This window comes from Providencia huaxiensis (assembly GCF_002843235.3).
Taxonomy (GTDB): domain Bacteria; phylum Pseudomonadota; class Gammaproteobacteria; order Enterobacterales; family Enterobacteriaceae; genus Providencia; species Providencia huaxiensis.
In genome coordinates, this window is sequence record NZ_CP031123.2 from 2,019,831 (window position 1) to 2,042,801 (window position 22,971).

At 38.6% G+C, this 22,971-nt stretch carries 15 protein-coding genes, 2 tRNA genes and 1 pseudogene; 10 read left to right on the forward strand and 8 right to left on the reverse strand.

Translation table 11 applies throughout. The features are described 5' to 3' along the window. Window position 1: 1 nt before the first annotated feature. Genes CYG50_RS11185 through CYG50_RS11195 form a run of 3 tightly spaced genes read right to left on the reverse strand, consistent with a single transcriptional unit; the run spans window position 2 to window position 2,840 of the window. Entirely contained in the window at window positions 2-808 is an 807-nt protein-coding gene (locus CYG50_RS11185; protein ID WP_102137670.1) for a putative hydro-lyase, read from the reverse strand. Beyond that, complete coding sequence (locus CYG50_RS11190; protein WP_102137669.1) at window positions 805-1,584, reverse strand: LamB/YcsF family protein; 780 nt, start codon at window positions 1,582-1,584, stop codon at window positions 805-807. The genes CYG50_RS11185 and CYG50_RS11190 overlap by 4 nt, the downstream gene beginning before the upstream one ends. Window positions 1,585-1,598: 14 nt before the next feature. Further along, a complete protein-coding gene (locus tag CYG50_RS11195; RefSeq protein WP_102137668.1) occupies window positions 1,599-2,840 on the reverse strand; it encodes an NRAMP family divalent metal transporter in 1,242 nt (413 codons plus the stop codon). Between CYG50_RS11195 and CYG50_RS23255 the strand changes: the two genes are divergently transcribed. The 3 genes from CYG50_RS23255 to gltP all read left to right on the forward strand — a co-directional run bounded on the left by CYG50_RS23255 (window position 2,841) and on the right by gltP (window position 5,775). Continuing rightward, the gene (locus CYG50_RS23255; protein WP_256372923.1) at window positions 2,841-2,972 is read left to right on the forward strand and encodes a hypothetical protein; all 132 of its coding nucleotides are present in this window, start codon (window positions 2,841-2,843) and stop codon (window positions 2,970-2,972) included. It abuts the gene before it with no gap. A 282-nt stretch (window positions 2,973-3,254) separates the two neighbouring features. Continuing rightward, complete coding sequence (locus tag CYG50_RS11200) at window positions 3,255-3,917, forward strand: GntR family transcriptional regulator (RefSeq protein WP_102137667.1); 663 nt, start codon at window positions 3,255-3,257, stop codon at window positions 3,915-3,917. 550 nt (window positions 3,918-4,467) lie between these two features. Then, window positions 4,468-5,775 carry a glutamate/aspartate:proton symporter GltP gene (gene gltP, locus CYG50_RS11205; RefSeq protein WP_102137666.1) on the forward strand — a complete coding sequence of 436 codons (1,308 nt, stop codon included), beginning with the start codon at window positions 4,468-4,470 and terminating at the stop codon, window positions 5,773-5,775. A gap of 542 nt (window positions 5,776-6,317) precedes the next feature. Here gltP and lpxL read toward each other — a convergent pair. Further along, complete coding sequence (gene lpxL / locus CYG50_RS11210; protein ID WP_102137665.1) at window positions 6,318-7,241, reverse strand: LpxL/LpxP family Kdo(2)-lipid IV(A) lauroyl/palmitoleoyl acyltransferase; 924 nt, start codon at window positions 7,239-7,241, stop codon at window positions 6,318-6,320. Window positions 7,242-8,033: 792 nt separating this feature from the next. Here lpxL and CYG50_RS23095 point away from each other — a divergent pair. Beyond that, window positions 8,034-8,171: pseudogene (locus tag CYG50_RS23095) on the forward strand (integrase); the annotation flags it as partial. 151 nt (window positions 8,172-8,322) lie between these two features. Here CYG50_RS23095 and CYG50_RS11220 read toward each other — a convergent pair. Both CYG50_RS11220 and CYG50_RS11225 read right to left on the reverse strand, forming a co-directional pair. Then, window positions 8,323-8,398, reverse strand: a tRNA-Thr gene (locus CYG50_RS11220). A gap of 5 nt (window positions 8,399-8,403) precedes the next feature. Next, window positions 8,404-8,491, reverse strand: a tRNA-Ser gene (locus CYG50_RS11225). 213 nt (window positions 8,492-8,704) lie between these two features. Here CYG50_RS11225 and rcsD point away from each other — a divergent pair. Further along, entirely contained in the window at window positions 8,705-11,404 is a 2,700-nt protein-coding gene (gene rcsD / locus CYG50_RS11230; RefSeq protein ID WP_102137664.1) for a phosphotransferase RcsD, read from the forward strand. A 1-nt stretch (window position 11,405) separates the two neighbouring features. Beyond that, window positions 11,406-12,056 (forward strand): response regulator transcription factor RcsB, encoded by a 651-nt coding sequence (gene rcsB / locus CYG50_RS11235; protein WP_004259923.1) that lies wholly within the window; start codon window positions 11,406-11,408, stop codon window positions 12,054-12,056. 78 nt (window positions 12,057-12,134) lie between these two features. Here the strand turns inward: rcsB and rcsC are convergent, their stop codons facing one another. After that, on the reverse strand, window positions 12,135-14,978 hold the full coding sequence (rcsC, locus tag CYG50_RS11240) for a two-component system sensor histidine kinase RcsC (RefSeq protein WP_102137663.1): 2,844 nt from the start codon (window positions 14,976-14,978) through the stop codon (window positions 12,135-12,137). Window positions 14,979-15,135: 157 nt separating this feature from the next. Beyond that, window positions 15,136-17,751 carry a DNA topoisomerase (ATP-hydrolyzing) subunit A gene (gyrA, locus tag CYG50_RS11245; RefSeq protein ID WP_102137662.1) on the reverse strand — a complete coding sequence of 872 codons (2,616 nt, stop codon included), beginning with the start codon at window positions 17,749-17,751 and terminating at the stop codon, window positions 15,136-15,138. A gap of 299 nt (window positions 17,752-18,050) precedes the next feature. On the opposite strand from gyrA, the gene ubiG reads away from it, so the two are divergent. From ubiG to yfaE, 4 genes are all read left to right on the forward strand, one after another. Next, window positions 18,051-18,773, forward strand: a complete 723-nt coding sequence (gene ubiG, locus CYG50_RS11250) for a bifunctional 2-polyprenyl-6-hydroxyphenol methylase/3-demethylubiquinol 3-O-methyltransferase UbiG (RefSeq protein WP_102137661.1) — start codon at window positions 18,051-18,053, stop codon at window positions 18,771-18,773. Between the two features lie 358 nt (window positions 18,774-19,131). After that, entirely contained in the window at window positions 19,132-21,423 is a 2,292-nt protein-coding gene (nrdA, locus tag CYG50_RS11255) for a class 1a ribonucleoside-diphosphate reductase subunit alpha (protein WP_102137660.1), read from the forward strand. An 11-nt stretch (window positions 21,424-21,434) separates the two neighbouring features. Then, window positions 21,435-22,571 (forward strand): class Ia ribonucleoside-diphosphate reductase subunit beta, encoded by a 1,137-nt coding sequence (gene nrdB / locus CYG50_RS11260; RefSeq protein ID WP_102137659.1) that lies wholly within the window; start codon window positions 21,435-21,437, stop codon window positions 22,569-22,571. A 2-nt stretch (window positions 22,572-22,573) separates the two neighbouring features. Further along, entirely contained in the window at window positions 22,574-22,837 is a 264-nt protein-coding gene (gene yfaE, locus CYG50_RS11265; RefSeq protein ID WP_102137658.1) for a class I ribonucleotide reductase maintenance protein YfaE, read from the forward strand. Window positions 22,838-22,971 lie beyond the last annotated feature (134 nt).

A 22,971-nucleotide genomic window follows, 5' to 3' on the forward strand; every position in this document is an offset into this window, starting at 1 on the left:
TCTATATGTGATATGCGGCATCAGGTACATCTGTAATAAACATGTAACCGGGTGCATGGCTTAATGCGAATGGAACCCCTGATTTCATTACTGCAGCTTGAGGTGTGACACCACAAGCCCAAAAAACGGGAATTTCGCCCTCTTCAATGCGAACCGCATCACCAAAGTCAGGTTGCATAATATCCGTAATACCTAATTGTTCTGGCGCGCCAATATGAACAGGTGTTCCATGCACGGCAGGGAACCTACCCGTAATACTCACTGCATCAGCCACGCGATTTGCAGGTATTGGTCGCATTGAAACCACTAATTCGCCTTGTAAACGCCCTGCTGGGCGACAAAGACGATTAGTCTTATACATCGGAACATTCGATTTATCCGTGATATGCCGTATATCAATACCGGCTTCAATCATTGGCGTTTCGAATGTAAAACTGCAACCAATTAAAAAAGTGACTAAATCAGGATGTTGTTGATAGATTGCTGTCGCATCCGTAATTTCATCAATTAATTGTCCTTTTTCCCACACACGGTAACGTGGGATATCCGTGCGTAAATCGGCACCTTCAGCTAGGACAGTTTGCCAGCTCCCTGCTTCACATACGTCTAAAACAGGGCAGCTCTTTGGGTTACGCTGAGCATATAATAAGAAGTCAAATGCCCAGTCACGTGGCAACGCAATCATGTTGGCTTGAGTCATACCCGGGGCAAGGCCTGCTGTTGGTTTGTCATATCCTTCGCGGATAGCTTGCCGTGCAAGGCGAGCAGCTTCGATGGCCTGCAGTGATGCTTTCATTAGCTGTGTCATTCACGGCCTCCTTTGTAGGCAAAACCATAAATTTCAATACCTTGTTGTTCTAATACGGCTCGCACCTGTTTCGCCATTTCAAGGGCGCCAGGGCTATCCCCATGAACACAAATCGACCCAGCGTCAACAGGTGTAAATTTTCCATCAATCGACATCACACCGCCTTCCATGACCAACTGCAACATACGGTCTGCAACTATCTGTGGGTCATGTAATACTGAACCGGCTAATTTTCGGGACACTAATGTGCCATCGCTATTATAAGCTCTATCAGCAAAAGCTTCTGCGACCACATTTAAGCCACATTCTCTAGCCCACCCAATTAATGGTGACCCTGCTAACGCCACTAATATCAATCGCTTATCAATCGCTAATATCGCATCAATCACAGCCATTGCTTGGCGTTTATCATGAGCAATCGTGTTATACAATGCGCCATGAGGTTTAACATATAAAACTTGTGTCCCTGCTGCGGTTGCTAGCCCTTGTAATGCACCAATTTGGTAAATCACGTCTGCGGTTAATTCATTCGATGCAATATCCATATTACGTCGACCAAAACCCACTAAATCGGGATAACCCACATGAGCACCAACAGCAACCCCATTTTCTTTTGCGGCTTTAAGGGTTTTTAGTATCCCTTCTGGTGAACCCGCATGGAAACCACAAGCAATATTCGCACTGCTAACAACAGGTAGAATGTCGGTGTCATTGCCCATTTCCCATTGTCCAAAACTTTCCCCAAGGTCACTGTTTAAATCAATCTGCTTTTTCATGATCACTCCTTGAGTTATTTCAGATAATTAAAAATTGTACCGACAGACATTGCCCCCATATACCAAGTGAGTGCACAGGTCACGACACCAGACCATAATAGCCAACGCGGATAATGATAGCCCGACATTAAATCTGAGCGTTTCCAACCGATATAAACAAATAAAGTTAAACCAATAGGTAAAATTAGCCCATTGAAACCACCAGCAAAAACCAATAATGCCGCAGGGGCTGTTCCCATGAATAAATAGACAACCAGAGAAACTGCGATAAATATGATAGTTGCGACATTACGTTGCCTTTCTGTGATAGAAGACTTAAATGCCGTTAAGAAGCTCATTGAGGTATAAGCCGCACCAATTACACTGGTGAGTGCCGCAGCCCATAGAATTAAACCAAAGATACGTAAACCAAAGTTACCTGCGGCAGCCTGAAATGCTTGAGATGCTGGGTTGGCCGCATGACCAGAAATATCAATAGTCACACCACTTGCGACTACACCTAAGATAGCCAAAAACAAAATATAACGCATCAGCCCAACAACTAGGATACCTTTTGTGGCTGCGCTAGAGACAACTTTAATGTTTTCAATACCAACAGCGCCTTTATCTAATAAACGGTGAGCACCTGCATAACAGATATATCCCCCGACAGTGCCCCCAACAATGGTGGTTATCATGGCAAAATCAACTGTGTCAGGTAATACGCTTTGACGTAATGCTTCCCCAACAGGTGGGTTTGATGCAATAGCGACAAACAAAGTTAAGCCGATCATCACTACGCCTAAGCCAATAATCAACCGGTCAATAAACGTACTAGCCTTACGGGAGGAAAATATATAAATTGCTAATAATGCGCTAATCAAGCCCCCCCATTTGGGGTCTAAGCCGACTAAGGCATTGAGCCCTAACCCTGCGCCTGCAATATTACCAATATTAAAAATTAGCCCGCCGAAAATAACTAATACCGCTAATAAATAACCACTCCCAGGAATTGTGGCATTCGCAATTTCTGATGAGTGCATTTTAGTCAGGGTAACAACTCGCCATATGTTTTGCTGAACAATGAAGTCAATCACAATAGACGCTAAAATTCCGAAGGCAAAAGCAGCCCCTAATGTCACGGTAAAAGTCGCAGTTTGTGTGATAAACCCAGGCCCAATGGCTGAAGTTGCCATTAGAAAAATTGCGCTTATCAGTGATGAACGACGACTTTTCACATATTCAGCAGTAGTTGGTGCACTTTCATGAGCTGCCATATGCATACTCCTCTAATAGTTATTGTTTTAATTATTGATGTGGTTGTTGATCTAGTTGTTGATGTCACAGTCACTAAGGCAATTATCGTGCCATTGTTCTACTTGTTAGCTGTATTGTTAATTCATTTTTAATAGATTGTTGAACAATTAGTATTGAATGATGAATAAACAATCAATAAAAATCGTAATTGTTCGTTTAAAAATCAAGACGAGATCACTTTTTTAACAATTTTGACTCACAAGCCATATCGCTTACCAAGCAAATCGCACCAAATTAGTGCAATAAATTCTAATTTCACTATTCTTGTGCAAATACAGGGGGGAATGTGGTAAAGAGAAATGAAACTTGCTGCTATAATTTGAATATGTGAATATAGCGGCTCATTGCCTCTGAGACTAAAATTAGCCTTTATTATGAAAAAACAACCTGTTGCCCAAACTTTATCTGTTTCTATTGCAGAAGTTATACGTCATAAGATAACAATTGGGGAGATCACACCAGGTCAACGCTTATCTGAAGCGGCATTAAGTGAAGAACTCGATATTTCTCGAAATACATTACGGGAAGTATTTCGTGTACTCACGCAGGAAGGTTTATTAACTTATGCTCCAAATAAGGGCGTATTTGTCTCAGTACCAGATATGGCTGCCATTATCGATATTTATCAAGTTCGCCGACTTATTGAGTGCGATGCACTAACTCATGCATATGCCATGCATCCATCAGTTCAAAAAATGAAAGATGCAGTTCAAGAAGCTAGAGAACATGAAAAGACAGAGAACTGGGTGGGTGTAGGCACTGCAAATATGAAATTTCACACTGCCATTGTCGAACTATCTGACAGCGAACGCCTAATTAAATTATACCGTAATGTGTCTGCTGAGTTACGACTGGCCTTTGGTCACCTCAATGACCCTAAAATTTTATATGCCCCCTATATTGATAAAAACCATTCTATTCTTAATTTATTAGATTCAGGCAAAAATATAGATGCAGCCAATATGTTACGTGGTTACTTAGATCTCTCTGAACGCACACTGCTCGCAGCATTTAAACGGAAACAATCTGCCGTTTGAGTTGCTTGACGTTTTCTTTTTCATTATTTAACTCACCCACTTCTAACTAATTTCATTATATAAATTTGAGTGAGAAGCCATTTATAGAAATCCTTTAATATTTCAATATCATCCATTCATCTAGCTATATCTAAGTTAAACTTTAATTAACTAATTAAATCTAACAATTTAAATATAAAATCACATTCAGTCGTATATTCGATAAAAATAAAGAGTTGCAGTCTATTTTTCGCTCAATCTAGTTTTGTTTGCAAAAAACAAACAGTGCAAAAACAATACCATTAACAATTTTGGAATATTTATCAGATTTACTTTTAGAAACACCTTGCAATTAAAAATCACTTATTCATTCACACTCCCACCATTTATTTTACATAAATAACCATAATTGCCTTATTTATTAACAAAACAAACACATTTATATAGATCACTCATTGAAATTACTCAAATTAATCGAGTTATTAGTTGTAGTTTTACCGAATATTCGATATAAAATTTATGATAATAAAAACACATACATAAAAATTATTAATATAAATGAGATTTAATTATGACATTAAACCAAGTGACTAAAAAAAAACCGTTTAAATTTGGCCTAGGATGGCAAATATTACTTGCTCTTATTTTAGGTGTTATTGCTGGAGCGCTTTTACATGATAATTCAGAGTACAAAGATTGGTTGATTTTAAATATTCTTTCCCCGGCGGGTAAAATATTTATTCAGTTAATCAAAATGATTGTTGTTCCTATCGTTATATCAACGTTAATTGTTGGGATCGCAGGGGTTGGTAATACCAAACAACTCGGTTCTCTTGGTTTCAAAACTATCCTTTATTTTGAAATTATTACTACAATTGCCATTATCGTCGGTATTTCTTTTGCCAATATATTCCAACCAGGTGTTGGTATCGACATGTCGCAATTAACACAAGTCGATATTTCACAATATGAAAAAACCACTCAAGAAGTTGAAAGCCACCCTTCAGGGATCATTAATACGATCCTAACTTTAGTGCCAAGTAATATTTTTGCTGCTATGGCAAGTGGTGACATGCTGCCAGTCATCTTTTTTGCTGTGTTATTTGGTTTGGGGCTTTCTTCTTTACCTTCTGAGAAAAAACAGCCTCTACTCAATGTATTACAGACTTTCTCTGAAACCATGTTCCGTGTAACGAACATGATTATGATGTATGCTCCAATCGGGGTTTTCGCATTAATATCTGTTACCGTCGCTAACTTTGGTTTCTCATCCTTAGTGCCTCTGTTGAAACTTGTTATACTCGTCCATTGTGCAATTCTATTTTTTGCAGTAGTAGTATTAGGATTAGTCGCCCGTTATTGCCGAATAAATATTTTTACTTTAATGAAAATATTGAAAGATGAGTTATTACTCGCTTATTCAACAGCCAGTTCTGAAACCGTACTTCCTCGTATTATGGATAAAATGGAGAAATATGGAGCGCCTAAATCAGTAACAAGCTTTGTTATTCCAATAGGTTATTCATTTAACTTAGATGGCTCAACATTATACCAAAGTATTGCCGCTATTTTTATTGCCCAACTCTATGGTATCGAGCTCTCTATTGGGCAAGAACTTATCCTAGTATTTACGCTCATGATCACGTCTAAAGGTATTGCGGGTGTCCCTGGCGTTTCATTTGTTGTTCTTCTTGCCACACTAGGAAGTGTAGGTATCCCACTAGAAGGGCTTGCATTCATCGCAGGTGTAGACCGTATTCTAGATATGGCACGTACCGCACTTAACGTTGTAGGTAACGCCCTAGCCGCTCTTGTTATTGCCAAATGGGAACATAACTATGACGATAAAAAAGCTCGTGAATATGAAAAAAGCTTTTAGTTTATTCTAACGTAACTCTATATTAGAATAGCCTTCCACTAACATCGTTATTGAAGGCTATTCTATTTTTACGTATTTTACTTAATAAATGACCAGATATTTTATTATTTATTAACCACTCATTAACTTAGTTAATTTTACTTATTAAGTGTAATTTATTTCACATTTTTTTAATTTTTTTAATGGAATTTGGTATTTTATAGTTAGTGTTACTACACTATATAAGACTGTTTAATTAGCCGTTTTTATTAGCCAAGCAGGAAACAATGAATCAAATAAGAAGATTTCTTTTGTTTTTAAAGGTGCTCCAACACCTAATGGTAATTTTTATATTTTCATTATCATATTTTATGCTACACAGCTGGTTATAACGAAAAGCCTTATACTAAAAACAACATAATTCTTTGATAAAACGAGATAAATATATGTTTATCTCGTTTTATATTATGAGTTAGAAAACACTATAAGATAAAAATGGTTATCAATAGAAAGCTTACAAGTTCCTTTTCAACCCTCTATGGCATCTGACACTAAAGATAAAACTAGCGATAAAGTGACACTTCACCTTCAGGCCGGGTTTTAAACCGTCGATGAGCCCAAAGATACTGCTCAGGGGCTTTCATTATTTCGGCCTCTAAAACAGCGTTAATCATTGTTGCATCCTGTAATGCATCAGAGCTTGGATATCCTAGTATTTCTTTGCCCAATACTAAATCATAGTTAACCCCACTCTTACTTCTCAATAATGTTACTGTGAGCGTCGGTGATTTAGATAATTGAGCAAGTATTGATGTCCCCTTTGATGTAGAGCTATTTTTGACAGAAAAAAATGGCGCAAATATAGTGCCTTTTCTTCCAAAATCTTGGTCAGGTGCAAACCAGATGGACTTGCCACTTTTCAATTCTTGAACCATAAATTTTAAATTTTTACGATCAATCATTCCTTTGCCAGAACGGCACCGCCCCTTTGTCTGAATATATTCCATCGCTTTATTATTATGAGGTCGATACATCGCATTAACAGGGAAACAAAGGCCCATAATCCGACCACCTAGCTCAAGTGACATAAAATGGACTCCAACGATAATTACACCTTTATTTTTCCCAATAGCATCTAAATAATTAGACATTCCTTTTACTTGAAATAATTTTTTTACTTTTTTATCGCTCCAGAACCAGGCGATCCCCGTTTCAAATAATGCGATGCCTAAAGATTTTAGGTTGTCATTTACCAGAGTATCTATTTCATTTTTGTTTTTATTCGGAAAACACAACTCTAAATTTCGCTTAATTATCGACACTCTTCTCTTAATAAAATACCGTGAATTACTGCCTAGAAAAGCACCAAGCCACATTTGCCATTTATAAGGTAATTGAACCAATAAAAATAAGATAAAAACCCCCACCCATGTTACTAAGTACTTCGGATGGACCAATTTCAGTGAAAATGGGTTTTTGGCGTACATTATATCTCCCAATACTTCGCCTTTGCAGAATGCACGCTATTTTAGACAATATTTAGTCTTTTAAATTCAACATGATTACTACAGCAAGATGGGCTTTCGCCCACAACTATCTGAATACCCTTACAATGTATCTTCCATTTGAGTAGATAACAGTCGGATAACCTTTTCCAAGCAGTTAAGTAATATTTAATTTTCAGTGTAGCCAATGAATGAATAGCTCTGTAACTTTATTTACCTTTAATCAGAACTATATGCCAGTTAAGCTAAAAACGTAATCACCTAAACAGTTATGAATGGTCAAAATTATCACATATATGGCTTAATTAATCTCATTATTAATGTGTATTTTTGTCATTTTACGGATTATTTTGCTAGTTTTGTCAATTTAGTAGCTATGTTTATTAGCAGTCAATTCAGGTGACCGCCATAATCAACGATGGAAAGGAAAATTGAGTTAGGGATTAAGAAGTAGCCGTGAAGCTACTTTCTACTCATCAACCTACTATCCATTATTCGCCTGTCGTTGCTGTTCAATTTCCCATATTGCTTTCTTGCTATAAGAACCATTTCAAAATCAAAATGTCTATTGATGCACAATCACAATTTTTTGGTGTATATGAAAAGCCTTATTGCATTGATATCTGTAGCTGCAATGTGCATTGCAGGGTATTTGGTTTATATAGCAGTGCTATACATTAAAGTGCGGTTCTAACTGCTTTGATTTTTCGAATGACCTTCTTGTCAAGCTTGCTCTTTGCTATTGGGTTCATTGTGCCAGCCAATAGTTAAGGAAGGAAAGTAGCTTGGGTCGACCCTGAAGATGCAAAAGGAGGAAAAGCGATAGGTGTTGGCCTAAATAATACCACATGCATGGTATTGAAACTCCAAATAGGAAAACACCAGCGTTTTGTATTTGTTTATGCTACAGCGAATCACCTCACTGAACATGCCATGAAGGTCGACGAGCTAATGTCACACGATGACACCAATATGGCACAACCACGGCTTAAGGCATTGTCATTATGTACATAAATACAAAGAAAAAACCCGCTACATCTATTAAATGTAACGGGTTCTTATTTGGTGCCGGCTACCGGAGTCGAACTGGTGACCTACTGATTACAAGTCAGTTGCTCTACCAACTGAGCTAAGCCGGCTAATATGGCGGAGAGATAGAGATTCGAACTCTAGGATGGTTACCCATCGGCGGTTTTCAAGACCGCTGCCTTCGACCGCTCGGCCATCTCTCCATGGGGCGCGATTATGGAGGAATCCCACCAACTTGTCTACCCCTGAAAGTAAAAAAATTGATTTTTTTACTTCGTTTGGCTAATCTTCACTCAATTGTTCTCTATTTTCCAATAAAAATGGTAGTATCTGTGCAAAATCGGTGTCTATCCTTTCTCTAGGCGTATGATTTTTAACCTAATAATACTATTGCCGATGGGACGACTTGCTACAGTATGTACAAACAATCATTATTAAAACCAAACACGCTTTTTCGTATTTTCGCAGCATTTATTCTGTTGCTAATTGTGATGCTTTTTTTATCACTCTTTAATTACTATCAAGCATTGGTTCAAAGCCGTCAAACTAGCTTGAACAGCATGGCAAGTCGGTTAGCGTATCAAATCGAAGATTATCGTTATCAAGCAAGCCATATCTACAAAATTGCCAATGACAAATCTTCAGTGCCACCCACCGATAATCTCGCAGTGACTGGGATCCGCCATGATATTTTTTGGCTAAGTAGTGCAAACCAATCCATTGATGCCATTGTATTTGGTAATAATAAGCAAAGTAATAATGCTTTAGCGTCTAAACTTGCAAATTATATGGAGATTGTGTGGGGAGCCCGTAATGAATATAACTCCATGTATTATCTCAATGGCTTAGACAATACCTTAGTCTTAGTGACCACCCATTCAATCCTTAAACCTGAGCTCCGTTTTAAAGAAAGTTATCTCACATTAACGGCTGAAGAAAAGCGTGCTGATATGTTGACTCAATCAACATTGTTAGATCGACGGGAAATAATTTCAAATATCCAAAAATACTCCCCCGATAACCTTTTTTACTATACTTATCGGTTAATGTTCAATTCACCAGGGCAGTTAACTAGCGTCATATCCTTTGATATTTCTATCAACTCACTTATTCCACCAAGTTTAAATGGGAATTTTTTTACAATTAATGCACGCCCTTCAAGCACGGGCAGCAATGAATCTCATTCAACTTGGTCTGGAACCAACCTCATTTTCTCCCATCCTATTGATGGGACTGGATATCAGCTTTATTACCATGTTTCATTAAAAAGTATTATTTTTAATGTGGTTAGTTATAACTTATGGCTAATGACAGGCATGCTTATTATGATCTTATTCGCTTTACTGATCATGCTCTTTATTCGTAAGCGCCTTATTTCACCAAATACCAATATGTTGCAAGAGCTGAGTTTTAATGCCTCACTGACTAGCGATATTATCAGTCATATTTCATACGGTATTTTAGTTTATGACTTTAACACCAACAAAAAGATCCTGAGCAATGACATTGCTAACCAATTATTACCTTCTATGGACCTTGTTCACATTAAAGAAATGGCGATTGAAAACCATGATGTGATTCAAGTTTCTATCGAGAATATTGTATATGAAGTTATACTTGTCGATAACATGTCAAAATCTAACACTGCCCTCTTTATTATTATGGACAAAGATAAAGAGGCGTTGACCCAAAAACGCCAAGAGTTAGCCAATCGCGAATACAAAAAAAATATTCACATGCGTAAAGTCGTATTTGAGAATATGTGCAGTGAAATATTACCTTCACTTATTAAAGTGGATAAGCAACTAACTAAATTATCCGAAATGGCTAATATAAATAACCGTGAGTTTATTTTAAAAATTGAAAGTCAGCTTTTCTATATCAATCGTTGGTTTAAAAATATTAGCTTATTAAATCAGCTAGAATCCCAAGCTGAACCTATAAAAACTGAGAATGTTTCTATCAGTAACCTGGTTAGCCAATTTTTGAAGCAAAATCTATCCCAGTGTAATAACAAAGGGTTAGCGCTTTATTTTCATAATAACGTTAATCCAGATTCGCTTATCGTGGCAAATCCTGATTATTTAAAGCAATTAATGCAACTAATTTGGGATTATTCTATTGCAACAACCTCTTTTGGAAAAATTTCATTCACGCTATCTTATAACCCCAGTAAAAATACAATCTTATTAAATATTAAAGACAGTGGAACTGGAGTAAGTAACCAAGAACTGAGTAATTTGCAAAGCCCCTTTACTGGGCAAATTTTGAACGCCTCTAACTTTACACGTTCAGGTATAACGTTTTATTTATGTAAGTTACTGGTAAAAAAAATGAATGGTGTTTTTTCTATTCGCTCAAGTGATGCAATCGGTACTCATTATGAAGTTACGCTTCCAGCAGCCAAAGAGATGCTTGCCAAAGAGTACCCTGCATTATTGGAGGATATTTGTATTCGTTTAAATATACATAATGCTGATATTTCACGGATTGTGAGGAGCACATTAACAAATTATGGCGCGGAATATTTGGATTTAAGTGAGAGCTCCCCTCATACCAACTGGGATCTCTTAATAACTGATAATAACGAGGAATGTTTTGAAAACATTGTTAAAGTAAATGGTTTCCTATCTGGAATCAATCAATTACAACCTCATTACATCGAAGCTAACTATAATTTTGCTGATGAATTAATTGATGCTATCTCATTACTGATCGAAAACGCAGACGATGAACATGGCCATTCTGATAATTTGATTTCACACCATGTTGATACTCAAGTGCTTTCACAGACCTCGAATGAATCAATAGAAAATGCAATTTTAAGTTATCAATTAGCGCTAGCAAATAGTGGATATCGAGATTTGTTCATCACAACAGTACCGATAGATATTAATAAACTGTATAATAGTGAAAGTGTTGAGGATTTGACCGAATTGAAAAACACTGCACATCGTTTAAAAGGAGTTTTTGCTATGCTCGAATTTACTTATCTTCATAAGCTTTGTGAAGATTTGGAGCGTTACATAGCAGATGAAAACGGATTGGAAATAAAAAATTGCATTAGCATGCTGGATAATTCAGTCAAAAAACTAATGCCAGAAGGTAACCAATAATATGAATAACCTAAATGTCATTGTTGCCGATGATCACCCTATCGTTCTTTTCGGCATCAGGAAATCACTTGAACAAATTGAATGGGTGAATATCGTAGGGGAATTTGAGGACTCAACTTCTTTGATTAATAACTTAGCGCGTTTAAATGCGGATGTGCTAGTTACTGATTTATCAATGCCAGGTGATAAATATGGTGATGGTATTACTTTAATCAAATACATCAAACGGCATTATCCTGACCTATCAATCATTGTTCTCACAATGAACAATAACCCGGCCATTCTTAGCGCAATTTTAGAGCTGGATATTGAAGGGATTGTGCTCAAACAAGGCGCACCTGCTGATTTACCTAAAGCGTTAGCGGCTTTACAAAAAGGTAAAAAATTCACACCCGAAAGCGTGAGCAAGCTGCTGGAAAAAGTCAATGCAAGCGGCTATGGCGACAAACGTTTATCACCAAAAGAAAGTGAAGTGCTACGTTTGTTTGCTGAAGGTTTTCTGGTCACTGAAATTGCAAAAAAACTTAACCGCAGTATAAAAACAATAAGTAGCCAGAAAAAATCAGCCATGCTGAAATTAGGCGTTGAAAATGATATAGCGCTACTGAATTACCTTTCTTCCGTCAGCATTGATAACTCGCCTTCAGAGTAATTTCATTTCGACTACAAAAGTACACCAATAAAAACCCAACTATGGGTTTTTATTTTTGTATCTATTTTTTAGCTACACTTAACAATAGCGAGTCAAGGTCTCACGTAAAATTGCAATTGTTGTCGGTTTTGATAAACAATCATTCATCCCTGCATTAATACAACGTTGCTTTTCTTCTGCCATTGCATTAGCGGTTAATGCGATAATCGGTAAGTTGAACGCTAAACGTCGCAGTTCTTTGGCCAGCTGGTAACCATCCATATTTGGCATATTTACATCTGTTAAAATAATATCAACATGATGATTATCTAAATATTTCAATGCATCTAGCCCGTCTATCGCCGTGCCAGTAGTAAAGCCGATTGTCGCTAATTGCTCACTCAATAATACTCGGTTAATTGGATGATCATCAACAATCAATACATGACATTCACCTAACGAATGGTCAACGACTAATGGTTGATTTGCCATACTATTTTTTTGTGATTGTTCACTTGTTTTCATGATGGCTTTATCAATTAACATGGGTAATTTATCTAATTGATATGTATTATAAATCCATTGATTCTGTTTTACTTCATGGAGCTCGCCTGCATAACCACTTGATAGCTGGATATGATGTTCGTAGGCTATCTCCTCAACATGCTCATAATCGGTTATTAGCAAATCATATCTTTGTGTTTTATCTATTGTGCTATGGCTAACAACTAAAAATTGCTCATGACCTAACAGACGCAAAAGAAAATTCATTAAAAATTCATTTCGACACGAAATAGCAATGCGATAATGTGCACGATATTCTGGAATATTTTTCTTTGTATATTCTTGCCCATATAAAGGAATACGAATAGTAAATGAGCTACCAAGTCCAATCTGTGAAGTTACTTCAATATCACCATCCATGAGGTTAACCAGTTTTTCACAAATAGCTAAACCTAGGCCTGTTCCTTTATGACCCAAATTATTTTGCCCATAAACTTGAAAAAATGGATCAAATAACTGCATAACCACTGCCTGGGTCATTCCAATCCCTGAATCACGGATTTCTATCTTTAAATAGTTTTCATCTTTCCAAACATAAAGCAACACAAAACCTGATTCCGTAAACTTAATACTATTATTTACAATATTAGAAATCACTTGTTGTAAACGAACTGGATCATTCAAAATGAGATCTGGGATGCTGGGTTCAATATAGGAATATAACGATATTTTTTTCTTAGTCACTAATGGCAAGTAGTTCGCTAATACAAACGCAAAAACTTCTCGACAATGAAACAATTTGCTTTCTATTTTCAATTGTTTAGATTCAATTTTTGAAAAGTCTAAAATATCACTAATAATCTGTAATAAAAGCGATGATGAATTATCCATAGTTGAAACTAAGCGTGTTGCTTTCTCTGATAATTCATAACGTTGTAGTAACTCTATATTACCAATAATTCCATATAATGGTGTTCTTAATTCATGGCTAACAGTCGCCAAAAACATTGATTTAGCATGGTTAGCTTGTTCAGCTGCATCGGCTACATCCTGCAGTGATTTTTCCATTTGCACACGAATGCTGATGTCAATTAATACACAAATAGCGACATCTTCATTTTGATATCGTGAGTTTACAAAGCTAATTTGCAAGTGTGTGCCGCTGGTTGTCACTACATCGATATAATTGCTCGTTTTCTGGCGGATGATTGTCAGTATTCGCTGTTTATCATCATCATTTAATAACCGAAAATAGTCATGGGCTAATTCATTACTGAGAATATTACCGCCATCAGTCAATCTTAAAATAATGATACCAACAGGTGCTGATGCTACAATTTTATGGTTGAATTGCTCATGTTCCTCGAGCCGTATCGCGGTGTTTTCTGCAGGTTCAAGCATTTTCCGTTCAAGTAACCAAATTAAAAAGAAAATCAATCCCCCTGTAAAAATATTTAGGACAATACCGTAAAAGATAGCATTTTCTAAACTCGCTAATATTTCAGACGTCGCAATTGAAAAAATGACGGTAATTTGAGAAGGTGCTAACCGTTTTTTGAAAATTAATTTTGAATAATCTGAGTTAAAACCAAAAAATGAAGGCTCAGAAATATTGAGCAGCGCTGAGCCTTTAGGATTGATATCTATAGGAGAATATAAAACAGGTTGGTTATAATCGTTAATTATCAATATTTCGATAGCTTTATTTCGGCGTATGTTAAATTGATTCAAATTAATTGTACGCTCTAACCCAATAAATGCAGGCAGCATATTGTCGTGCTTGATTGCCTGAATTAAGTAAAGCTGCCCATAATCTGGCTGTACGCCATGCATAATGGTAAATAATTTACGCTCTTTGCCTTGTAGCCTTAAACCTTGGTAAGTCCGTACGCTTTCGTAGCTGACTTTTTTTAGTATTTCGATATCCGATATAGTAGATCGAATAGGATAATCCACCAGACAATAACTTTTCGAACCAACTAAAAAGACATGATTTAAAGCTTGAGGGGCAGCAATACTATCTTTCCAAAAATAATTTAATTGCTCAAAAGCCTGCAAATAATTTTCCGCTCTATCCCTAAAATAATCACAATCTGTATTCGATGTTAATTTATAGAAAGAGTAATTAGATGCGTTCGGTAATTCCAGAAACTTACTTGGAAGATTATTTTCATCTGTCGATTCTTGCAACTTTACTCTATATAGCTCAGTCATCGATTGAATCGAATTCAGCGTCGCTCCCGTTTGTTGAATATACGCTTGTATATTTTCATGCCCGGAATAGAACTGTTGACGGATATCAGATTTGTATTCATTAAACTGCGAGTAAAGGAAAAATAGAGTGATAAAAACGCCCATGCCCCACAACATCAAGCCGAGGATACGAAATAAATCCCGAGAAAGTCTAAGTGATGTTTTAAACGAGGGTAAATATCTCAAGCGCTTTCCTGTACATTCGATACTATGACTGCTAATTATACTCGATTATATGATAAAAAAGCGACAAACATGAAAAGTAATAAAACAAAGACATTTAGGCTAGAAACTAAAACGGGCAGCTAATTATGCTGCCCGTTCATTAAATTAAACGTCGTGATTACTCTTGATCGTCGATACTTGCATCATCAACACCATTTTCTTCAGTGTTTTCATTTGCATTTTCATCATCAATGTTTTCATCATCATCCGTTTCAGCAACGCGCTGCAAACCAACAACTTTTTCATCTTCAGCAGTTCTAATCAAGGTAACACCTTGAGTATTACGGCCAACGACGCTCACTTCAGACACGCGTGTACGCACTAATGTCCCTGCGTCTGTGATCATCATGATTTGGTCAGTTTCATCAACCTGAATCGCGCCAATTACATGCCCGTTTCGCTCACTCACTTTAATGGAGATAACCCCTTGAGTTGCACGAGACTTAGTTGGGTACTCAGCTTCTTCAGTACGTTTACCGTATCCGTTTTCTGTCACCGTTAAGATATGCCCTTCACCACGTGGAATAATCAAAGAAACGACTTTGTCGTTATCCATTAATTTAATACCACGCACCCCTGTAGCAGTACGTCCCATTGGACGAACGGCATCTTCAGCGAAGCGCACAACTTTACCTTGAGCTGAAAACAGCATAACTTCGTTTGAACCATCAGTTAAATCAACACCAATCAGCTCATCACCGTCATTCAAATTAACCGCAATGATACCTGCGCTTCTTGGACGGCTGAATTCTTGTAAAGGTGTTTTCTTAACGGTACCACTCGCAGTTGCCATAAAGACATTGTAACCCTCTTCGTACTCACGCACTGGCAAGATAGCTGTAATTCGCTCATCTTGTTCAAGTGGCAATAAGTTAACGATTGGGCGACCACGAGCACCACGGCTAGCCTCTGGTAATTGGTAAACTTTCATCCAATACAAGCGGCCACGGCTTGAGAAGCACAAAATGGTGTCATGCGTATTGGCCACTAAAAGGCGGTCAATAAAGTCTTCGTCTTTAGTTCGTGCTGCAGATTTACCTTTACCACCACGGCGCTGTGCTTCGTAATCAGACAGAGGCTGATATTTCACATAACCTTGATGCGATAATGTCACCACCACATCTTCTTGGTTGATCAAGTCTTCAATATTGATATCTGCAGTATTTTCAGTAATTTCTGTACGACGAGGGTCGTTATAAGTATCGCGAATAATTTCTAATTCTTCGCGGATCACTTCCATCAAACGTTCAGGACTACGCAAAATAAACAGTAATGCTTCAATTTGTACTAGAAGCTCACGGTACTCTTCCAGTAATTTTTCATGCTCAAGACCCGTTAATTTTTGGAGACGTAAATCCAAAATAGCTTGAGCTTGTTGCTCAGTCAGGAAATATTGCCCTTCATGAACACCAAACTGGGGCTCTAACCACTCAGGACGAGCGGCATCATCACCCGCACGCTCTAACATTGCAGCGACATTGCCCAGATCCCAAGAACGTGCAATCAACCCTGCTTTCGCTTCTGCTGGCGTTGGTGCTTTACGGATCAGTTCAATAATTGGGTCAATATTGGCAAGAGCAATTGCCAGTGCTTCAAGGATATGAGCACGATCACGCGCTTTGCGTAATTCGAAAATCGTACGACGAGTGACGACTTCACGGCGGTGACGCACAAAAGCAGCAATGATATCTTTTAAATTCAGTATTTTCGGCTGCCCTTGGTGTAGAGCTACCATATTGATACCAAAAGAAACTTGCAATTGGGTCAAGGAATATAAGTTGTTCAGTACAACTTCACCCACCGCATCGCGTTTGATTTCAATAACAATACGCATACCGTCTTTATCAGACTCGTCACGCAGTGCACTGATACCTTCAACACGCTTGTCTTTAACTAACTCAGCAATTTTTTCAATCAAGCGAGCTTTATTCACTTGATAAGGGATTTCGCTGACAATAATGGTTTCGCGACCATTTTTCTCATCGACTTCCACTTCAGCGCTTGCACGGATATAGACCTTGCCACGCCCTGTGCGATACGCATCAATAATCCCACGACGGCCATTAATAATAGCTGCGGTTGGGAAATCAGGCCCTGGAATGTGTTCCATTAAACCATCAATGCTGATGTCTTCGTCTTCTATATAGGCAAGACAACCATTAATCACTTCCCCTAAATTGTGAGGTGGGATATTGGTTGCCATCCCAACAGCAATACCTGACGACCCATTAACCAAAAGGTTTGGGATTTTCGTTGGCATAACTTCAGGAATGTGCTCTGTTCCGTCATAGTTAGGAACGAAATCAACGGTTTCTTTTTCAAGGTCAGCAAGTAGTTCATGGGCAATTTTCGCCATACGGATTTCCGTATAACGCATTGCCGCTGCGGAGTCTCCGTCAACAGAACCGAAGTTTCCCTGACCATCAACCAGCATGTAACGCATTGAGAAAGGCTGAGCAAGACGAACGATTGTCTCGTAAACAGCGATATCACCATGTGGATGGTATTTACCGATGACGTCCCCAACAATACGGGCAGATTTTTTATAGGGTTTATTCCAATCATTTCCCAATACATTCATCGCATACAATACTCTGCGGTGTACTGGCTTCAGTCCATCTCGAACATCTGGAAGTGCACGGCCGACAATAACGGACATTGCATAATCCAAATACGAACTTTTAAGCTCTTCTTCGATATTAACTGGTGTGATTTCTCTGGCAATCTCGCTCATGGAACCACTGTCCCTCATAACTTCGGATTCAAAGAGTAGAACTATACCACAATTCGCCAATTTAATAAAAATAAGAGACGGGTATTTGTCTTCCAAGCTATGTATAATAGCGGAAAATTAAGTTTATGTGTCCGAAACTTGACGGTTTATCAATTAATCACGGCAATAATTACATTATTGTTTATATTTTAGCCATCAATTCTTATCGGGCCACTATTTCCCCCCGACTTAACATAGTTTAAATATCACTATCGTTAATAGGCCTTCGGGTTATAGGTTAAAAATAGGAGCTTCTTTGTATGAATGACACCCAAACCCCAACTTACCTCAACGTCGATAAGCAAGAAATTGAAAAATTTGAGTCCATTGCTTCACGTTGGTGGGACTTAGAAGGGGAGTTCGCCCCACTACACCGCATCAACCCATTACGCTTAGGTTATATTATGCAGCGTGTAGACGGCGTTTTTGGTAAAAAAATTCTTGATGTTGGCTGTGGTGGTGGCATTTTGTCCGAAAGTATGGCGCGCGAAGGCGCGGAAGTGACTGGCCTTGATATGGGGGCAGATCCATTAATGGTTGCTCGCTTGCATTCTCTTGAGTCCGGCATTCCGGTTGAATATGTACAAGAAACCGTTGAACAACACGCAGACAAGCACCCACAAGCCTATGATGTTGTGACCTGCATGGAGATGCTTGAACATGTTCCTGATCCTCAATCTGTCGTTAGAGCTTGCGCTAAATTAGTGAAACCTGGCGGGCATGTTATTTTTTCTACCATTAATCGCAACAAAAAGGCATGGTTGATGGCAGTGGTTGCTGCTGAATATGTGATGAAAATGGTTCCAAAAGGCACCCATGATGCGAATAAATTTATTCGCCCTTCTGAATTGATTAGCTGGATTGATGGAACACCATTGAAAGATAAACATATCATAGGGTTACACTATAACCCATTAACGGATAAGTTCTGGCTTGGGCCAAATGTTGATGTAAATTATATGTTGCATACAGTCAGTGAATAATCACCTAGTCGTGAAAAGAATAAATCACAAGCAGTACGTTTAAGAAAGCAGCAAACGATCGCATTTTACAAAATTTATTTTAATCCTCATGTCGGAAGCATTTTTTTTATTAATGCCTTTTACCATGCAGCTTACCGACATGATCATTTTTCTTATCCAACCAGTTATCCACAAGAACTCGCTAATTTGTTCACTTGATAAAATCACACATTAACATTATCTTGTTATGGTATTCTAAACAAACTACTACATATAGTGGTACAACAAAACATAACACAACTAGTCTCATGGCATTACACCATGAGCTTTTTTATGTTTATTTTAAACTATTTGTAGTTCAACCAAGGTGTACTTGCTCATGAACCAGAGTCTGTTAGTCACAAAGCGTGATGGACATAAAGAACGCATTGATCTCGATAAAATCCACAAGGTAATCACCTGGGCTGCCGAAGGCCTAAGTAACGTATCCGTTTCTCAAGTGGAGTTACGTTCACAGATTCAGTTTTATGATGGGATCAGAACTTCTGACATTCACGAAACGATGATCAAAGCAGCAGCCGATTTAATTACGGGTGATACACCTGATTACCAATACCTCGCTGCTCGTCTTGCTATTTTTAACTTACGCAAGAAAGCCTATGGTCAGTTTGAGCCGCCTACATTATATAAGCATGTTAAACACCTCGTTGAAATGGGGAAATATGACAAGCATTTGCTGGAAGACTACTCTGAAGCAGAGTTCGAGCAAATGGATAGCTTTATAGACCATTGGCGTGATATGAATTTTTCCTATGCTGCGGTAAAACAGCTTGAAGGGAAATATTTAGTTCAAAACCGCGTTACCGGTGAAATCTATGAAAGCGCACAGTTTTTATACATTTTAGTCGCTGCTTGCCTGTTTTCACACTACCCAAGAGAGACGCGTCTTGATTATATTCGCCGTTTCTATGACGCAGTTTCAACATTCAAAATTTCATTACCTACGCCTATTATGGCGGGGGTACGTACCCCTACACGTCAATTCAGTTCCTGTGTACTGATTGAGTGTGGCGACAGCTTAGATTCTATCAATGCAACTTCAAGCGCAATTGTGAAATATGTCTCACAACGTGCAGGGATTGGGGTAAATGCGGGTCGCATTCGTGCATTAGGCAGCCCAATTCGTGGCGGTGAAGCGTTCCATACTGGCTGTATTCCGTTCTATAAGCACTTCCAAACTGCGGTTAAGTCTTGTTCGCAAGGTGGTGTTCGTGGTGGTGCAGCAACCTTGTTCTACCCGATTTGGCACCTTGAAGTTGAAAGCTTATTGGTACTGAAAAATAACCGTGGGGTTGAAGGTAACCGTGTTCGCCATATGGATTATGGTGTGCAACTAAACAAGTTAATGTACGAACGTTTGATTAAAAACCAAGACATTACATTATTCAGCCCATCCGACGTTCCAGGTCTTTATGACGCCTTTTTCGCAGATCAAGACGAATTTGAACGTTTATATGTGAAATACGAAAAAGATGAAAATATTCGCAAATCGAGTGTTAAAGCGGTTGAGCTATTTTCATTAATGATGCAAGAGCGTGCGTCTACAGGCCGTATTTATATTCAAAACGTTGACCACTGTAATACACATAGCCCATTTGACCCACAGGTTGCCCCTGTTCGTCAGTCTAATTTATGTTTAGAAATTGCGCTGCCAACCAAACCATTAAATAACATTAATGACGAAAACGGTGAAATTGCACTGTGTACGTTATCAGCGTTTAACTTAGGTGCGATTGATAGCCTCGATGAATTAGAAGAGCTGGCAATATTAGCTGTTCGTGCACTCGATGCGCTGCTTGATTACCAAGATTACCCAATCATTGCAGCTAAACAAGGCTCAATGGGACGTCGTACACTCGGTATTGGCGTGATTAACTACGCTTATTATCTCGCGAAGCACGGTGTTCGTTATTCAGATGGTAGCGCGAATAACTTAACGCACAAAACATTTGAAGCTATTCAATATTATCTATTGAAAGCTTCGAATGAGTTAGCGAAAGAGCAAGGTGCGTGCCCATGGTTTAACGAAACAACCTATGCACAAGGCGTTTTACCTATCGATACCTATAAAAAAGAACTCGATAAGTTAACGAATGAGCCGTTGCATTATGATTGGGAAGCATTACGCCAAGAAATCAAACAGCACGGTCTGCGCAACTCGACGCTGTCTGCATTGATGCCTTCAGAAACATCATCACAGATTTCTAACGCAACCAATGGTATTGAACCACCACGTGGTTATATCAGTATTAAAGCCTCTAAAGATGGTATCTTGCGCCAAGTAGTACCTGATTACGAAAGTCTGAAAGGCGCTTATGAGCTGCTATGGCAAATGCCTTCAAATAGTGGCTATTTACAACTCGTTGGTATCATGCAGAAATTTATCGACCAGTCGATTTCTGCTAACACAAACTATGACCCGACTCGTTTTGAGAGCGGCAAAGTACCAATGAACCAATTGCTAAAAGATTTATTGCTCGCCTATAAGTTTGGTGTGAAAACACTTTACTACCATAACACCCGCGATGGGGCGGAAGATGTTCAAGGCGATCTGGAAGAAGTTGTTGAGTCAGCGGATTCCGATTGCGAAGGCGGCGCGTGTAAAATTTAATAGGAATTGTTATGTCACATACATATACAACGTTTTCACAGAAAAAGAATGACCAAATGTTGGAGCCGATGTTTTTCGGCCAACCCGTTAACGTGGCGCGCTATGATCAGCAAAAGTACCCTATTTTTGAAAAGCTGATTGAAAAACAATTGTCGTTTTTCTGGCGCCCTGAAGAAGTTGACGTGTCGCGCGACCGTATTGACTACAATGCGCTGCCAGATCACGAAAAACATATTTTTATCAGTAATCTGAAATACCAAACGCTGCTGGATTCTATTCAGGGCCGCAGCCCTAACGTGGCGTTATTGCCACTGATTTCGATTCCTGAACTGGAAACTTGGGTTGAAACGTGGGCGTTTTCTGAAACTATCCACTCACGTTCGTATACACATATTATTCGTAATATCGTGAATGACCCTGCTATTATTTTTGACGATATTGTTGAAAATGAAGAAATTTTAAAACGTGCTAAAGATATTTCGGGTTTTTACGATGATCTTATCGAAATGACCAATTACTACCATATGTTTGGTGAAGGCACACATACTTGCAATGGCAAACAAGTCACTGTTTCTCTACGTCAATTGAAGAAGCAACTGTACCTGTGCCTAATGAGCGTTAATGCGCTTGAAGCCATTCGTTTCTATGTTAGTTTTGCCTGTTCGTTTGCGTTTGCTGAACGCGAACTGATGGAAGGAAACGCAAAAATCATCAAACTGATTGCACGTGATGAAGCGTTGCACTTAACGGGTACGCAACACATGTTGAACCTGTTACGCTCAGGGCAAGATGACCCAGAAATGGCCGAAATCGCAGCAGAGTGCGAGCAAGAATGTTATGACTTGTTCGTTCAAGCAGCAGAGCAAGAAAAAGAGTGGGCTGACTACCTATTCAGCGAAGGCTCGATGATTGGTTTAAATAAAGATATTCTATGCCAATATGTTGAATATATTACGAATATCCGCATGCAAGCAGTCGGTCTAAAATTGCCATTTGAAGCACGTTCAAACCCAATTCCATGGATCAACGCATGGTTGGTGTCTGATAACGTACAAGTTGCACCTCAAGAGGTTGAAGTCAGTTCTTATTTAGTCGGGCAAATTGACTCTCAAGTCGATACCGACGATTTGAGCGGCTTTGAACTATAAGCATGGCAAGCCATAAAATCACCCTGCGGTTAACGCAGGGTGTTCAAGTCCCCTACCATACCGAAGTTCATTCGTGTTTGCTGGAAGCCTTAGAAGACAGCCGTATTCCTGTAGAGTACCAATGCCGAGAAGGCTACTGTGGTTCATGCCGTGTGACATTATTGCAAGGGAAAGTGGGCTACAAGCAAAAGCCGATTGCATTTGTGCAAGATGGAGAGATCCTGCCTTGTTGTTGCCACCCGCTTTCTGATATTGAAATTGGTTAATCATTAACTTAATGAATGATGGAATTCAAGATCCCTGCAACAAATCCCTGCAACAAAAAGTATAAAACCTGACTTCAAAGCATCTGACTTAGCCCCACAATGCGGCTAAGTCACTTTAATAATAGAAAAATCGA

Coding starts and splice junctions, on each gene's coding strand:
- CYG50_RS11185 (WP_102137670.1), bottom strand. CDS start 808: ATGACACAGCTAATGAAAGCATCACTGCAGGCCATCGAAGCTGCTCGC.
- CYG50_RS11190 (WP_102137669.1), bottom strand. CDS start 1,584: ATGAAAAAGCAGATTGATTTAAACAGTGACCTTGGGGAAAGTTTTGGA.
- CYG50_RS11195 (WP_102137668.1), bottom strand. CDS start 2,840: ATGGCAGCTCATGAAAGTGCACCAACTACTGCTGAATATGTGAAAAGT.
- CYG50_RS23255 (WP_256372923.1), top strand. CDS start 2,841: ATGCATACTCCTCTAATAGTTATTGTTTTAATTATTGATGTGGTTGTT.
- CYG50_RS11200 (WP_102137667.1), top strand. CDS start 3,255: ATGAAAAAACAACCTGTTGCCCAAACTTTATCTGTTTCTATTGCAGAA.
- gltP (WP_102137666.1), top strand. CDS start 4,468: ATGACATTAAACCAAGTGACTAAAAAAAAACCGTTTAAATTTGGCCTA.
- lpxL (WP_102137665.1), bottom strand. CDS start 7,241: ATGTACGCCAAAAACCCATTTTCACTGAAATTGGTCCATCCGAAGTAC.
- rcsD (WP_102137664.1), top strand. CDS start 8,705: ATGTACAAACAATCATTATTAAAACCAAACACGCTTTTTCGTATTTTC.
- rcsB (WP_004259923.1), top strand. CDS start 11,406: ATGAATAACCTAAATGTCATTGTTGCCGATGATCACCCTATCGTTCTT.
- gyrA (WP_102137662.1), bottom strand. CDS start 17,751: ATGAGCGAGATTGCCAGAGAAATCACACCAGTTAATATCGAAGAAGAG.
- ubiG (WP_102137661.1), top strand. CDS start 18,051: ATGAATGACACCCAAACCCCAACTTACCTCAACGTCGATAAGCAAGAA.
- nrdA (WP_102137660.1), top strand. CDS start 19,132: ATGAACCAGAGTCTGTTAGTCACAAAGCGTGATGGACATAAAGAACGC.
- nrdB (WP_102137659.1), top strand. CDS start 21,435: ATGTCACATACATATACAACGTTTTCACAGAAAAAGAATGACCAAATG.
- yfaE (WP_102137658.1), top strand. CDS start 22,574: ATGGCAAGCCATAAAATCACCCTGCGGTTAACGCAGGGTGTTCAAGTC.